Annotated in this window: 16 protein-coding genes and 1 tRNA gene; 12 read left to right on the top strand and 5 right to left on the bottom strand. The window is 69.2% G+C overall.

What is annotated here, in order from left to right; all coding sequences use genetic code 11:
- Nucleotides 1-741: a hypothetical protein gene (locus tag MZC64_RS07540; RefSeq protein ID WP_247761168.1), complete on the top strand. Its 741-nt coding sequence runs from the start codon at nucleotides 1-3 to the stop codon at nucleotides 739-741.
- A gap of 38 nt (nucleotides 742-779) precedes the next feature.
- Here MZC64_RS07540 and MZC64_RS07535 read toward each other — a convergent pair whose 3' ends face one another.
- Nucleotides 780-1187: a hypothetical protein gene (locus MZC64_RS07535; protein WP_247761167.1), complete on the bottom strand. Its 408-nt coding sequence runs from the start codon at nucleotides 1185-1187 to the stop codon at nucleotides 780-782.
- Nucleotides 1188-1284: 97 nt separating this feature from the next.
- Between MZC64_RS07535 and MZC64_RS07530 the strand changes: the two genes are divergently transcribed.
- The 6 genes from MZC64_RS07530 to MZC64_RS07500 all read left to right on the top strand — a co-directional run bounded on the left by MZC64_RS07530 (nucleotide 1285) and on the right by MZC64_RS07500 (nucleotide 5150).
- Nucleotides 1285-1617, top strand: coding sequence for a hypothetical protein (locus tag MZC64_RS07530; protein WP_247761166.1), 333 nt, complete (start codon nucleotides 1285-1287; stop codon nucleotides 1615-1617).
- A 146-nt stretch (nucleotides 1618-1763) separates the two neighbouring features.
- Nucleotides 1764-2651 (top strand): peptidoglycan-binding protein, encoded by an 888-nt coding sequence (locus tag MZC64_RS47635; RefSeq protein WP_282104979.1) that lies wholly within the window; start codon nucleotides 1764-1766, stop codon nucleotides 2649-2651.
- 2 nt (nucleotides 2652-2653) lie between these two features.
- Complete coding sequence (locus MZC64_RS47630) at nucleotides 2654-2779, top strand: hypothetical protein (protein WP_282104978.1); 126 nt, start codon at nucleotides 2654-2656, stop codon at nucleotides 2777-2779.
- Nucleotides 2780-2799: 20 nt separating this feature from the next.
- Nucleotides 2800-3099, top strand: coding sequence for a hypothetical protein (locus tag MZC64_RS07510; RefSeq protein WP_247761164.1), 300 nt, complete (start codon nucleotides 2800-2802; stop codon nucleotides 3097-3099).
- Between the two features lie 39 nt (nucleotides 3100-3138).
- A complete protein-coding gene (locus MZC64_RS47625; protein ID WP_282105053.1) occupies nucleotides 3139-3414 on the top strand; it encodes a helix-turn-helix domain-containing protein in 276 nt (91 codons plus the stop codon).
- A gap of 290 nt (nucleotides 3415-3704) precedes the next feature.
- The gene (locus MZC64_RS07500; RefSeq protein WP_247761162.1) at nucleotides 3705-5150 is read left to right on the top strand and encodes a site-specific integrase; all 1446 of its coding nucleotides are present in this window, start codon (nucleotides 3705-3707) and stop codon (nucleotides 5148-5150) included.
- A 44-nt stretch (nucleotides 5151-5194) separates the two neighbouring features.
- On the opposite strand, the gene MZC64_RS07495 is transcribed toward MZC64_RS07500, so the two are convergent.
- A tRNA-Thr gene (locus MZC64_RS07495) sits at nucleotides 5195-5270 on the bottom strand.
- Between the two features lie 201 nt (nucleotides 5271-5471).
- Here MZC64_RS07495 and MZC64_RS07490 point away from each other — a divergent pair.
- On the top strand, nucleotides 5472-6830 hold the full coding sequence (locus MZC64_RS07490) for a hypothetical protein (RefSeq protein ID WP_247761160.1): 1359 nt from the start codon (nucleotides 5472-5474) through the stop codon (nucleotides 6828-6830).
- A gap of 22 nt (nucleotides 6831-6852) precedes the next feature.
- Here MZC64_RS07490 and MZC64_RS07485 read toward each other — a convergent pair whose 3' ends face one another.
- On the bottom strand, nucleotides 6853-8085 hold the full coding sequence (locus MZC64_RS07485; RefSeq protein ID WP_247761158.1) for a glycoside hydrolase family 88 protein: 1233 nt from the start codon (nucleotides 8083-8085) through the stop codon (nucleotides 6853-6855).
- 65 nt (nucleotides 8086-8150) lie between these two features.
- Nucleotides 8151-9755 (bottom strand): L-lactate permease, encoded by a 1605-nt coding sequence (locus tag MZC64_RS07480; RefSeq protein WP_247761156.1) that lies wholly within the window; start codon nucleotides 9753-9755, stop codon nucleotides 8151-8153.
- 139 nt (nucleotides 9756-9894) lie between these two features.
- Between MZC64_RS07480 and kduI the strand changes: the two genes are divergently transcribed.
- The 4 genes from kduI to MZC64_RS07460 all read left to right on the top strand — a co-directional run bounded on the left by kduI (nucleotide 9895) and on the right by MZC64_RS07460 (nucleotide 13183).
- Nucleotides 9895-10725: a 5-dehydro-4-deoxy-D-glucuronate isomerase gene (gene kduI, locus MZC64_RS07475; protein WP_247761154.1), complete on the top strand. Its 831-nt coding sequence runs from the start codon at nucleotides 9895-9897 to the stop codon at nucleotides 10723-10725.
- A gap of 11 nt (nucleotides 10726-10736) precedes the next feature.
- Nucleotides 10737-11504, top strand: a complete 768-nt coding sequence (locus MZC64_RS07470) for an SDR family oxidoreductase (RefSeq protein ID WP_308300972.1) — start codon at nucleotides 10737-10739, stop codon at nucleotides 11502-11504.
- Nucleotides 11501-12259 carry an IclR family transcriptional regulator gene (locus tag MZC64_RS07465; protein ID WP_247761153.1) on the top strand — a complete coding sequence of 253 codons (759 nt, stop codon included), beginning with the start codon at nucleotides 11501-11503 and terminating at the stop codon, nucleotides 12257-12259. Before MZC64_RS07470 ends, MZC64_RS07465 begins: the two co-directional genes overlap by 4 nt.
- 114 nt (nucleotides 12260-12373) lie before the next feature.
- The gene (locus MZC64_RS07460) at nucleotides 12374-13183 is read left to right on the top strand and encodes an alpha/beta hydrolase (RefSeq protein ID WP_247761152.1); all 810 of its coding nucleotides are present in this window, start codon (nucleotides 12374-12376) and stop codon (nucleotides 13181-13183) included.
- Here the strand turns inward: MZC64_RS07460 and MZC64_RS07455 are convergent.
- A complete protein-coding gene (locus MZC64_RS07455) occupies nucleotides 13174-14415 on the bottom strand; it encodes a DNA polymerase III subunit delta' (protein ID WP_247761150.1) in 1242 nt (413 codons plus the stop codon). The genes MZC64_RS07460 and MZC64_RS07455 overlap by 10 nt on opposite strands.
- Nucleotides 14416-14418: the final 3 nt, after the last annotated feature.

The following is a 14418-nucleotide window of genomic DNA, read 5'->3' as shown; positions in this document are numbered from 1 at the left end:
GTGCCGCTCGTCCCGTCCGCCGACGACGTGCTCAGCCGCTTGCGCCGCTTGGAATCCCGAGTCGAAGAACTCAGCCGGACCACCCTGTCCAACGCGGTCATCTCCGATGGCGGGATCACCGTGCGCAACCTGGGTGGTATCCGCGCCCTGGACAGCGACGAGAACGAGAACTTCTTCATCGGCGGGTTGGACGGCACCTTGTCCCGCCCGGACGGCACCCCACAACCCGCCTTCCTGGTCTCCGATGACCGTGGCGCGTGGCGGATCACCCTGTTCGACCCGGCCCCCGACCGCGACGACTACCGGCAGTTCGTCTCGATCTCCGACTTCTCCGGCAACACGATCTTGGGCGACGACGTAGTCGACGGTCAGGGTCTGGCCCGCCCCTACATGGCAGTCCCGTTCAGCCGATCCCGGGTTGGGGACTACCCGGCGGTGACCAGCAGCGCATTCGAGGCGGTATGGGAAGCGACCGTTCTCAAGCAGCAGCCCAAGCTGTCGCTGTGGACGGTCACCGGGGCCGATGCGGGCACGGTCGGTGAGTTCGAGATCAAGATCAACGGCCAGACCGTACAACAGTGGCAGGCCACCGGCGGTTACGGCCGCGACGCCCGCGGTCCTTACTCCCTCCCTGGCCTGGTCTACCGGGATCTTGTGCGCATTGAACTGCGTGCCCGGCGCGTCAGCGGCACCGGCACAGTCCGCGTCTCCGTTGGAGATGCCCTGGGGCGGCAGTCCTAAAAGGACTGCCGCCCCAGGGCGGTGAGAACAACAGGCCGTCAGGCCGAGCCGTTGCGGAGTCCGTCATCAAGGCAGTCAGGGACCCGCTCGCCCTTCAAGCACCGTGCAGGCTGATGCGAGCCTCCGCCGGACGTGGTGATCACGACGTGCTCCGGCGGCGGCTGGACGGCTGACTGCGAAGTCGACGACGACGGCAAGGGCGACGACGCACTTGTCACGGCGTTCTTCACCGACCGCTCACCGGAACGCGCCACCTTGGGCGTGCTCGACACGGCAACCGGCCCCGTCGTGCTCGATACGGCGGTAGTGGCGGTGTCCTTCGACAGCTCGTAGTCGACCGTCACCGGTTCCTGTTCAGGCGTTCCGCCGGTCGCCACCGCCAGGCCAGCGCCCAGCGCAAGCACCATCGCACCGACGGCCAGGAACGCGGCCGCCCTGGTCTGCATCCACCCCACGATTTCCCCCTTCTCACGGCGGCCGATTCGGCCACCACCATCGGGTTACCAGACCTCCCCCCAACCGCACAAGCGCTGGTGAGAGGGGGTGACATTGGATCTATCCCAGCTCCCCACCCTCGGCGTGGCCGGTGCGCTGGTCATCGCCGTCGGCTACCTGCTGACCGCCCATCACCGGCTCTTCGAGGCCGCCCGCGCCGACCGGACCGACTACCTGTCCGCGCTGGCCGCCCGCGAGGCAGAGCACACGGCCGCGCTCAGCACGGCGCGCACCACCCACGCCGACGACCTCAGCGCGCTGCGCATCCGGATCGCCGAACTCGAACGCCGCCTTGCCGAACTCGAAAAGACCCTCGATGCCGAACGCAAGCGCCGCCGCGAGGCCGAGGACCGCGAGGCCACCGCAGCCCGCGCCCGCTGATTCCCCACCCACCAACACAGGAGGCCCACCCCTGTCCACGCCCGAACCCGACCCCGCCGACCTGGAGCTGCCCGCGCCGGTCGAGCTGATCGAGAGCACCGAACCAGCGCCGGAACCCCCGGCAGACTGGCTGGAAGGACACGCCATTGCCTGACATCAACGGCTTCACCGTCAGCCCCGACCGCAACGCCATCGGCATCCGCACCTACACCGTTCCCGGTACCTCCGTGGCCCTGCCGGTCCGCTCCGAGATCGCCCCCCTGCTCATCGGCGCGGCCGCGGAATGGCACCGCGACGTCGAACCGCTGACGCCCGGCTGGTGCTGGGGCTACGCCTACCGCAACGTCGTCGGCGGCTCCACCCCGTCGTTCCACTCGGCCGGAATCGCGATCGACCTCAACGCCCCGAAGCACCCGCTCGGCCGCGTCGGCACCGTCTCAGCCGCCCAGGCCAGCCGCATCCGCGCTATCGCCCGCAAGTACGGACTGCGGTGGGGTGGGGACTACTCGGGGCGGCGCGACGAGATGCACCTCGAAGTCATCCTGACCCGCTCGGCCGCCCTGGCGCTGGTCGACCGGATCCAGGGTGGACACCCGCCACCTGCTGGCGGCCGGCGGATCCTTCGCGAGGGTGTGCGCGGGGACGATGTCCGCCTGGTGCAGACGCGCCTGGGGGTGGCCCCGGACGGAATTTTCGGCCCCAAGACCGCCGAGGCCGTGCGGGGTTTCCAGCGCGCCCGGGGCCTAGTCGCCGATGGCATCGTCGGTCCGAAGACCTGGGCCGAGCTGGACCGCGCCCAGGAAGGCCCGCCCCCGCAGGACCGTCCGCTGCTCAAGCTCGGCGCCCGCGGGCAGGCCGTGACCTATCTCCAGCAGATCCTGAACCGCTGGTACCCGGGCATGGACCGGCTGGCCGAGGACGGCATCTACGGCCCGGCCACCGCGAACCGCGTCAGGTTCATGCAGGGCCGCGCCAACCTGGCCGTCGACGGGATCACCGGTCCGGCGACGTGGCGCTACCTACACGGAGGCTGACCATGCGCGTCCTGATCATCGTCGCCGCCCTCGCCGTCGCCTACTACGTCCGCCGGGCCGTGCTCTGGTTCATCCGCGCGGACGAACAGGTCCGGGCCGGACTCGAAGAGCTGGCCTACCGCGACTAGCCGAACCCATCCGTCGGCCGGTGACCAGCACCGGCCACAACACCAAGGGAGAACACCTGAACGACACCCGTCCCCGCCCGCTGCGCACCATCGGTTCCATCGTCGGCGGCCTGACCGCCCTGGTGGCCGGTCTGGTCGGTAGCGGCCTGCTCACCGAAGTGCAGGGCTCCGCGACCACCGGCGTGATCAACGCCGTGGTCGTGCTGCTGGGCGTCTTCGGCCTGGTCGTGGTCGGCGAACGCAAGGTCACGCCCACCAGCGATCCGCGCAATGACGACGGCCGTCCGCTGGCCGCGCATCCGGCAGAGGTCGCCGACTAAGAAGAACCTCTAGGTGTGGGCATCCCGCGATTCGCCGGGATGCCCACATCTTTTCTTTTCCTGCCCAACCCAAACCAAGGAACCTCGCCTTTGCCACAGGATGGAATCGACGAAGTTGAGCTATCAAGCCTTCCGGTCACCGTCGATCTTCTCACCGCAGCCCGAGCGCTAGGAATCGGTCGAACCACGGCTTACACACTGGCGAAACGCGGAGAAATGCCAGTCAAGGTGCTTCGACTTGGAAAGTCGTATCGAGTAATCACCTCTGACCTTCGCCGACTCCTCGAAAGCCCCGACGGCAAGCCTACGGACTGAACTCGCCCAACTCCGGCGAGCGACCACCTCGACAACGCGGGTATTTCTTGCGGTTTCATTGACGCGACCTACACATCGCTCGAAGGTGGATAAGTCCAGTGTGTTCGACGGCCGTCGGCAGTCTGCCGACCAGTCCCGCATGAAAGTAGGCGTTAGTGAAGGCCGGGAGCGTTAAGCGTGAGTGTGCCTGCCGAAAGCCAGGAACACAGAACAAGTATGGCACCGCTTGCCCGAAGCTCAAGCGGCGTGACCACGGGCTCTGGACAGTTACCCAAGAGGTCGCACCCACGGTGGACGGCAGTCGGCGACGTTTCCGCCGCTCCGGATTCAAAAGCTCTACGGAAGCACAGAAGGTTCTCGATCAGGTACGCGCGTTGCTGTCGATCCCGAAGGACAGCGACCACGAAGGGCGCGAGAAAATCTCAGCCTTGCTCGCCCAAGTAGCAAGTTCCAGAACCTCCGAAATCCCCGATTTCGAGAAGACCAAGCAGGACCTCGCCACTCGCCACCTGGCGAAGGATATCCACACCGTTGGCGAATTGCTCGACAAATGGCTAAAGCAGAAAAAGGGCAACATTCGCGACACCGCCTGGGCGCAATATGAGCGGGAAGTCCGCAACCACCTCAAGCCGCACCTCGGCCATATTGACCCGAAGCTCCTGAGCGTGGACGACCTGCACACCATGTTCACCCGCATCGACGAGACCAACGATAGCATCGTAGAAACGAACGCCCTGCGTCGCCAAGTCCAGGAGCGCCGCAAGTCGGCAAAGACCCGCGCCGAAAAGAAGGCGCTTGCTGAACAGCTCATTGCCCTTCCTCCCTTTCGCCGCCCAACCCGTCGCGCCACGCAGCACCGCATTCGCGCTTCCCTACGTGCTGCACTGAATGAGTTCATCGCGCAGCAGGCCATCTCGTTCAATGCGGCTGCACACATCAAGCTCGGACCGGCGGCCAAGCCGAAGGCGTTGGTGTGGACCCCGGGTCGTATCGCGGAGTGGCGTCGTACCGGACTCAAGCCCAGCCCGGTGATGGTATGGACGCCAACGCTGATCGGTCAGTTCCTGGACTTCGTCGCCGAGCACCGGCTGTACGCACTCTTCCACTTGGTCACCCTCCGCGGTCTCCGCCGTGGTGAGGTGTGCGGCCTGCCGACGGCGAACCTGGATCTCGAAAACCTCGGTCTAGTCGTGGACACCCAGATCGTCTACACCGAGTGGGCCAACCTTCAGACCTCCGCGCCGAAGACCAACGCTGGCGAACGTATCGTCGCGCTGGACACGGACACCGGGACCGTCCTTTGCGGCCACCTCGAACGGCAGCAGGCGGAGCGAGCGGCGTGGGGCGATGCCTGGATCGACACCGGTTGCGTCTTCACCCAGGAAGACGGCTCATGGATTCATCCCGGTTGGCTAACCGAAGAGTTCGAGCGTCTGGTCGTGTTGTCCGGCCTGCCGCCGATTCGTTTCCATGACCTGCGTCACTGCGCCGCTACGGTCATGCTGGCGGCCGGTGTCGACATCAAGGTCGTGCAGGAGACGCTGGGCCACAGCTCCGAGGCCATCACCAGGGACATCTACCAGAGCGTTCTGCCGGAGCTGGCGCGTGCGGCGGCCGAAGCGTCCGCGCAGCTCATCCCGCTGGCTCGGAAGGCCAAAGCTGGGACACTCGGCCAGACTTCGGCCGGACATCCCGCAGATACCCTCCCTGCCGAGGTCGCCGAGCAGGTCGCATGACACAAAAAACCGCAGGTCACACGCGGTGACCTGCGGTTTCCTGGTGGAGCCGCCTAGGGGAATCGAACCCCTGACCTACACATTACGAGTGTGTTGCTCTACCGGCTGAGCTAAGGCGGCGAGACGCGACAGAGTCTAGCGGTAGCTCGCCTGCCTCCCCAAACCCGGCCCGGCGGCCAGCGAAAGCGGTACGCCGCGTTACCCGTTGGTACCCGTCTCGTTAGGCCATGCGTGACGCCGGTCTCACCGACCGGATCGCCCGTGACACCACGAGGAGGGCCCGGCCTGATGCGTGCACGCCGCCTAGCCGTTGTTTGTGCTGTGCCTGCTGTTGTGTTGCTCGCGCTGGGGCCGGTGGCCGGGGCGGCGCCGCCGCCGACCACGCCGGTGCCCTCGCCGGTGGATCCGAATGGGCCTGGGATCAGTGATCCGAACGCGCCGAAGTTCCCGCCGCTGGTGGCCGATGCCGGGACCGGGCTGGGGATCATCCGGGTGTTGCCGGGGGCGGTGCAGACGAACTCGCCTGGGCTGACCGATGAGGACGAGAAGAAGTTGCCCAAGCAGGCTGCCGGGGAACTGGGGCTGGGGCTGGCTTCGGCGCAGGTGAACTCGCAGGCGGTGCAGTCCTTCGAGCGGGCCATCGCGGAGTCCTCGCCGTTCGGGTTCGCGGTGAACGGGCGGGCGCCCCGGCTGCCGGGATCGTTGGCGCAGTTGGCGATTCCGGACAATCCGGAGCCGCTCTCCGGTGGGTTGACGCCGCCGGCCTCGCCATTGGACGCGCTGGTCAAGCTGGGGTTGTTGCAGGGCAGTGTGCATGCCCGGTGGGATGAGAAGCTGGGGCCCTGTGTGGAGCCGATCGCGGACTCGCGGACCTCGCTGGCGAGTTTGTCGGCGGTGAACGTGCTGCCTGCTATTCCGGGGCTGTTGAACGGCGGGTCGCTGTTGCGGTTGCCGGACACGCTGAGCGCGCGCTCGACCGTGCGGCTGGTGGATGTGCCTGGGCGGCAAGGGAAAGCGGTGCAGGCCACGTCCACGGTGCAGGTGGCGAGCATCCAGTTGCTGGCCGGGACACCTGGCGAGGTGCGGATCGATGTGGTCAGCGCGCCGAAGCTGGTGGCGACCTCGACCGGGGACGCGAAGACCTCGACGGTGAAGTACGAGGCGCCGGTGTTGCGGGTTTCCCGTGGCGGCAAGGAACTCGGCAAGTTGGACGCGGCCGCGCCGAAGCTGGATGTGCCGGTGAGCGGGCCGTTGCCGGGGGCGGATGCCTTGAAGCTGTTGGACATCGGCGTGTTGCGGCTGTCCATCGCGCAGGTGAACGAGAAGCGGGACGGGGCGGCGGTGGGCGCGGTGGCCCGGCTGCTGGATCTGCAGCTGCTGCCCACGGATGCGTTGAAGCTGCCCGGTTTGCCGACCTCGCTGGTGCAGATCTCGTTGGGAGAACAGGTGGTTCGGGCCGCGGCGCCCGCGGGTGGGTATGTGTGCAAGGCGATCACGCCCGCGCCGAGTTCGCCTGGGCCCGCGCCCGCACCCGCGCCGCAGGGCAAGGAGAAGCCGCCGCCGCTGGCCTACACCAGCGCCGCGTACCAGACCGTGCCGCTGCTGTGGACCGGGATGATCCTGTTGCTGTGCGGGGTGATCGTGGTGGCCGCGCTGCCCCGCCGCCGCCAGCGCGGCTGACGGGGCAACGCGATCCGGTGGCTCAGAGGCCGATGGCCTTGGCGATCTCCCTGGGCTTGAGCACCCGGAGGATGGCCTCCATCAGGTAGTAGTCGCCGTAGGGCAGCGACACCTCGATGCCGTTCTCCGCCCTGCGGTTCTTGGTGCCGCGGGCCAGCACCGCGTCATGCCGGTCGGACCTGGTGGTGAGGCAGGTGCGGGACAGCGCGTCCAGCACGGTCAGCGCGGTGGTCTGGTACCGGGCGTTGCCGGTGATCTTGGCCAGGTCCAGCAGCCCGCACGCGGTGATCGCGCCGGCCGAGGAGTCGCGGATGTCGTGGGGCGCCAACGGGGAGCGGTAGTCCCAGATCGGGACCGGGCTCTCCGCCAGGTAGGGCAGAATGTGGTCGGCCATCCGGGTCGCCGCGTTCAGGAACTGGCGGTCGCCGGTGCGGCGGTAGGTGGTGGCGAAACCGTAGATGCCCCAGGCCTGGCCGCGGGCCCAGGTCGAGGTGGGGCTGTAGCCCTGCACCGTGTTCGGGCCCACCGCGGTGCCGCTGACCGGGTCGAAGTCGAACACGTGCGGGGTCGAGCCGTCCGGGCGGATGAAGTGCTTGATCGTGGTGCGGGCGTGGTTGGCCGCGATGTCGGCGTACTTGCCGTCCCCGGTGACCTCGGTGGCCCAGAACATCAGGTCCAGGTTCATCATCGTGTCGATGATGGTGCGGCCCGCGTTGCCGGTGGAGCCCAGCGAACCCCAGGCCCGGATGAACTTGCCCGCGGTGTTGTACCGCTTGCTCAGCGACTCCGCCGCGCGCACCGCGCCGTCCCGCCAGGCCGCCTCCCCGGTGAGCCGGTAGGCGGTCACCCAGGACGGGTAGAACAGGAAGCCCATGTCATGGGTGCCGGTGTCCGGGATGCGCGGGGTCAGCCGCAGCGCGGCCTCCCTGGCCCACTTCTCGAACTGCGGGTCGCGGCTGTCCACGAACCCCAGCCACAGCAGGCCCGGCCAGAACCCGCCGACCCAGCCGCCGTCGTTGACCGGGATCCACTTCTCGAACTTGGTCTCCTCGGGGAAGGTGGCCACGGTCGGCGCGGTCTGGCGCAGTTTGGCCACCGCGTAGTCCAGGGTCTGGCGCAGCCGGGCCGGGTTCGGCGCGAAGGCTTGTTCGGCCGGAGCGCCCGCGGCGGCCAGCGCCGCACCTGGCTGCATGGCCAGTGCTCCGGCGGTCGCCGCCGCTCCGGTGAGCAGCACACGTCGGGATAGCGCTGTCATCGTTGTCCTCTCGGGGAATTGCCGCACAGGGAAAGGGTGGCGCCCAGGGTTTCCGGGGACTGGGGTTACGGGACCATCCAGCCCAGCACAGGGGTCGACTGCAGGTAGCTGAGCACGCACATGGCCAGCAGCAGCAACAGGCTCCAGCCGAACACCCGGCGGAACAGGTCGCCCTCCTTGCCGACCAGGCCGACCGCGGCGGTGCCGATGGCCAGGTTCTGCGGCGAGATCATCTTGGCCATCACGCCGCCGGAGGAGTTGCTCGCGCCGAACAGGATCGGCGAGGCGCCGACCTGGTTGGCCGCGGTGGTCTGCAACCCGCCGAAGAGGGCGTTGGCTCCGGCGTCGGTGCCGGTGATGGTGACGCCGAACCAGCCGACGATCGGGGACAGGAAGGCGAAGAACGCGCCGGTGCCGGCCAGCCACACGCCGAGGGTGATGATCTGGCCGGACAGGTTCATCACGTAGGAGAGGGCGAACACGCTGAGGATGGCCAGGATCGCCCAGCCGAACTGGCGGATGGTGCGGCCGTAGATGTGCAGCGCCTTCACCGGGGAGACCCGCAGCACCAGCAGCGACAACAGTCCGGAGATCAGCAGCAGGGTGCCGGTGGCGCCGCCGATGTTGAAGGTGTACGTGGTGGAGACCGCTTTCCCACTGGCGTTGGCCACCTGCAGGCCCGGCCACTGGAACACCCAGGTGGCCTTGGCCAGCAACGCCTTCACCGCGTCGAACTGGGCCAGCGAGAAGATGGCCACGATGATCGCGTACGGGGCGAAGGCGGTGGCCACGTCCCGCCGCGAGTCCGGCTGCTCCGGTTCGTCCGCGCTACCGCCGCCGCCCACGGTGACCGGGACCGGCGCGGACCGGCGCAGCCTGGTCACCACCAGCACCGCGCCCACCGAGACGATCGCGGCGATGATGTCGCAGAGCCGGTAGGAGATGTAGTTGGAGACCACGAACTGGGTGCTGCCGAAGGACAGGCCGGCGGCCAGCGCCACCGGCCACGCCTCGCGCAGCCCGCGTTTGCCGTCGACGATGAAGACCAGCAGGAACGGCACCAGCACGGCCAGGATGGAGACCTGCCTGCCCGCCATCGCGCCGTAGGCGTCGGCGGAGAGGCCGGTGACCGAACTGAGCACGGTGATCGGGTTGCCCATGCCGCCGAAGGCCACCGGCGCGGTGTCCGCGACCAGGGACAAGGTGGCCGCCTTGAGCGGGTTCACACCCAGCGCGATCAGCATCACCGAGCAGATCGCGACCGGTCCGCCGCCGCCGGCAAGCGCTTCCAGCAGGGCGCCGAAACAGAAGGCGATCACGATCGCCTGGGTGCGTGGGTCGTCACTGATCGAGCTGAAAGCCCGCCGCAGCACCGCGAAATGCCCGCTGTGCACGGTCAGGTTGTAGATCCAGATCGCGTTGAAGGTGATCCACAGGACCACCAGCACGCTCTGCCCTGCGCCGTAGGCGGCCGAGTTGAGCGCCAGCCCGACCGGCATCGAGTAGCCCAGGACCGCGATCGCCAGGGACAGCGCCAGCGTGCTCAGCCCGGCCCAGTGCGCCTTCCAGCGGAACACGCCGAGCAGCACCAGCAGCACGACCAGCGGCAGCAGGGCGAGCAGCGCGGAGACGAACAACGACCCCGTGGGGTTCGGGTCCTGCTGATACACGGGGCCGACCTCCTCGCCTGTTCGCCGACTTGTTCCGTTCCGCAGAACGGTGTTCCATAGGGCGCGGGCACATCGTGACACCGCCCGGTCCGAAACGTAAAGGGCCATCCAGCGCATACGCTCCCGCCGGAGGCAATTCATGCAGGTTAGGCATGCGACAAATCCCGCGCAGATCGCCGGTTTCGACACCGAGCAGCTCCGCGCGCACTACCTGGTAGCGGATCTTTTCGAACCGGGACAGGTGCACACGGTGTACTCGCATGAGGACCGGACCGTGCTCGGCGGCGCCGTCCCACTGCCCGGCCGGCCGCTCCGGCTGCCGTCGGCCGACCCGCTGCGCGCCGAGAACTTCCTGGCACGACGCGAGTTGGCGGTGGTAGCGGTGCACGGCGGCGGCACGGTGACCGTCGACGGCACGGCGTATCGGTTGACCCATCGGGACTGCCTCTACGTCGGCCGCGGCGCGGTCGACGTCGTGTTCGAATCGGACGAGACGGACTCCCCGCATTTCTACCTCTTCTCCACGCCCGCCCATACCAGCCATCCGACGGAATTGGCGAGGTTCACGGATGTGGACATTCTGGAATTGGGCGAGCAGCGGACCGCAAACGTCCGATCGATCAGAAAGTTCATCCATGTGAATGGAATCAAGTCATGCCAGTTGGTACTCGGTATCACCACCCTGGCGCAGGGCAGCGTGTGGAACACGATGCCGCCGCACACGCACGACCGGCGCACCGAGTGCTATCTCTACTTCGACCTGCCCGCCGACCAGCGAGTGATCCACCTGCTCGGTGAGCCGACGGCGACCAGGAACCTGGTGGTGTCCAACGAGCAGGCGGTGATCTCGCCGAGCTGGTCCGTGCACTCCGGCGCGGGCACGCACGCCTACTCCTTCGTCTGGGCCATGGGCGGGGAGAACCAGGCCTATGACGACATGGACCCGGTCGCGCTCACCGAACTGCGCTGAAGGAGAACAGGGTGAACGGGGCAGTTCAGCGGATGTTCTCGCTGCGCGGGCGCACCGCGCTGGTGACCGGCGCGCGCACCGGGATCGGCCGGGCCATCGCCACCGGCCTGGCCGGCGCGGGCGCGGACCTGGTGCTGCTGGGCCGCGGCGGCGACCTGGCCGAGGTCGAGGCGGAGATCCGCGGGCATGGCGTCACCGCGCGCAGCCTGATCGTCGATCTGTCCGATGTGGACCGTGTGCAGCGCGAAGTCGTTGCCCTGCTTGATGATCAGGAGATCGACATCCTGGTCAACAACGCGGGCACCATCCACCGGCAGGCCGCAACCGAGGTGCCGCTGGACGACTGGCGGCGGGTGCTCAGCGTCAACCTGGACTCGGTGTTCGCGCTCTGCCAGCTCGCCGGGCGGCAGATGACCGCGCGCGGCTCCGGCAAGATCATCAACATCGCCTCGCTGCTCAGCTTCCAGGGCGGCATCCTGGTGCCCGCCTACACCGCGAGCAAGCACGCGGTGGCCGGGCTGACCTCGGCGCTGGCCAACGAGTGGGCCGGGCGCGGCGTGCAGGTCAACGCGATCGCGCCGGGCTACATCAGCACCAGCAACACCGCGGCGCTGCGCGCGGACCCGGTGCGCGAACCGGCCATCCGGGCCCGCATCCCGGCCGGCCGCTGGGGCGACCCGGCGGACCTGGCCGGCGCGGCGGTGTTCCTCGCCTCGCCTGCCTCCGACTACGTCAACGGGCACGTGCTGGTGGTCGACGGCGGTTGGATGGGCAGGTGACCGAAGGCCCCGGCGGGGCGGTGGAGAAAGCCCTGGCAGTGCTGGACGCACTCGCCGAGCACAGCCGGGTCACCGATCTGGCCCGCGCCACCGGCCTGCCCAAGTCCACCGTGCACCGGGTGCTGCAGACCTTGGCCGAACAGGGTTTCGCACTGCCGGACGCGCACGGCAACTACCTGGCCGGGCCCAAGGTGCTGGCGCTGGCCGGGCGGGTGCTGCAACGCCTGGACCCGGCCCGCCGGGCCCGGCCCGCGCTGACCGGCCTGCAGGCGGGCACCGGCTGTGCGGTGCACTTCGCCATGCTCTTCGGCGCGGAACTGGTCTACGTGGACAAGGTCGAGGCGGACAAGCCGTACCGGATGGCCTCCCGGATCGGCATGGGCCTGCCGCTGCACTCCAGCGCGATCGGCAAGGCGGTGCTGGCCGCGCTGCCCGAGATCGAACTGTCCGCGCTGCTCGGCAAGCTGCGGCTGGAGGCCCGCACACCGCGCACCGCGAGCACCCCGGCCGTCCTGCGGGAGCGGCTGACCGGGGCGCGTTCGGCCGGGTTCGCGGTGGATGACGAGGAGAACGAGCCGGGGGTGCGCTGCGTGGCCGCCGCGGTGCGTGATCACACCGGGGCGGTGATCGGCGGGGTGAGCGTGTCCGCGCTGGTGCTGGAACACCGGCTGGCCGAGCTGACCGGGCACGGCCCGCGGGTGGTCCGGGCGGCGCGGGAGGTCTCCACCGCGTTCGGCTGGTCCACGGCACTGTAGCGCAGGCCACAGAACGGTCGTTCTTCCCGCCCTTGTGTCGATCCCGGCACGTCCGGTAACTTTCTCCCCAGTAGAGAGAACGAACGTTCTTTCCGAAGCTGAGGGAGAGTCGAGATGAGCGTCAAGGCCGACACCGTTGTCCTGATCCACGGGCTGTGGATGACCCCGAAGAGCTGGGACGGCTGGGTGCAGCGGTTCACCGAGCAGGGCTACCGGGTGCTGACCCCCGGCTGGCCCGGCGTCAGCACTCCCGAGGCGACCAACGCCGACCCCAGCGCGCTCAACGGCCTGGGCATCACCGAGATCGTCGACCACTACGCCAAGATCATCGAGGAGCTGGACACGCCGCCGATCCTGATGGGCCACTCTTTCGGCGGCCTGGTGGTGCAGTTGCTGCTGGACCGCGGACTCGGCGCGGCCGGGGTCGCCATCCACGCCGGGGCGCCCAAGGGCGTGCTGCGCCTGCCACCGGCCACCCTGCGCACCGCCTGGCCGGTGCTGAAGAACCCGGCCAACCTGCGCCGCTCGGTCCCGCTGAACGAGAAGCAGTTCCGCTACTCCTTCGGCAACGTGCTCACCGCCGAGCAGTCCAGGGCCGCCTGGCTGCGGGAGGCGATCCCCGGCCCCGGCCGGCCGTTCTTCCAGGCCGCGCTGGCCAACCTGAACCCGCGCGCGGTGACCAAGGTCGACTTCCGTAATCCGGACCGGGCCCCGCTGTTGATCGTGGCCGGCGGCAAGGACCACGTGGTCACCGCGGGCTTCGCCAAGGCCAACTACCGGCTGCAGCAGCGCAACCCGAACACCACCGAGTTCCTCGCCTACCCGGAGCGCGGGCACTTGACCGCGGCCGAGCCGGGCTGGGAGCAGGTCGCGGACACCCTGCTGGCCTGGGCGGAGGCGAACCAGCGCGTGCTTCAGCCGTGATGCAGGGTGGTGACCATGGCCTCGATGGCGATCCTGGGCTTGACGTTCATGCCCAGGGCGTCCCGGCAGGCCAGCACCGCTTCCAGCCGCTTCAGAGTCGCTTCCGGGGTCCAGGCGGCGGCCGCGGTGCGGATGTCGGCGACGCAGTCGGGGTGGTTGAGCGGCACGTCCGCGCCCAGCCGGGCGGTGAGCACGTCCCGGTAGAACCCGGCCAGGTCGACCAGGGCCAGGTCCAGGGCGTCCCGCTGGGTGCGGGTGGCGCGGGACTTCTGCCGCTTCTCCAGGTCCTTGATCGCGGATTTGGCGCCGCGGGCCGCGGCGGCCACGCCCTTGCCGGTGCCGCCACCGCCGAGCGCGGTCTCCAGCGCGTCGCGTTCGACCCCGTCCTTGGCCTCGCTGACCGCGGCCGCCTCCGCCTCGGCCGTCTTGACCAGCTCGTCCGCGCTGGTGAACACGTCGTTGGGGCGGCGAAGGCCGGTGGGGATGCGCAGCACGGCCTCGCGGCGGGCGCGGGCTTCCGGGTCGGTGGCCAGCCGGCGGGCCCGGCCGACGTGCCCGCCGCAGACCGAGGCGGCCCAGGCGGCCAGGTCGGCGGGGATGCCGTCGCGGCGGCGCAGCACGTCCTCGATGGCGGCCACGGTCGGCGTGCCCAGGGCGAGCACCCGGCAGCGGGAGCGGATGGTGACCGAGACGTCCTCGGGGTGATCCGAGGGCGCGCAGAGCAGGAACACGGTCCGCGCCGGGGGTTCCTCGACCGCCTTGAGCAGCGCGTTGGCCGCGCCCTCGGTGAGCCGGTCGGCGTCCTCGATGATCACCACCTGCCAGCGGCCGCCGGTGGGGCGGCGGGCGGCGATCTGCACCAGCGCACGCATCTCGGCGACCGCGATGGACAGGCCCTCCGGCACGACCAGGCGCACGTCGGCGTTGGTGCCGCCCAGCGCGGTGTGGCAGGGGCGGCATTCCCCGCAGCCGCGCACCCCGTCGGCATCGGGCTGGACGCACTGCAGCGCGGCGGCGAAGGCCCGCGCGGCCACCGAGCGGCCAGAGCCGGGCGGGCCGGTGAACAACCAGGCGTGGGTCATCGCGCCGGGGGTGATCGGACGGCCTTCGACCAGGTCGGCTGCTGCCCGCGCGGCGGTGGACAGGGTGCGCACCGCCCCTGGCTGACCGACCACGCCGCCCCACACGCCGCTGGTGGGCGCCTGCTGGATGGCCTCTTCGGTGAGCGTCACGGG

Origin of the sequence: Crossiella sp. S99.2, from assembly GCF_023094165.1 — a bacterium.
Taxonomy (GTDB): domain Bacteria; phylum Actinomycetota; class Actinomycetes; order Mycobacteriales; family Pseudonocardiaceae; genus Crossiella.
The sequence above is the reverse complement of the archived record's forward strand: the minus strand, read 5'-3'. Positions and strand labels throughout refer to the sequence as shown.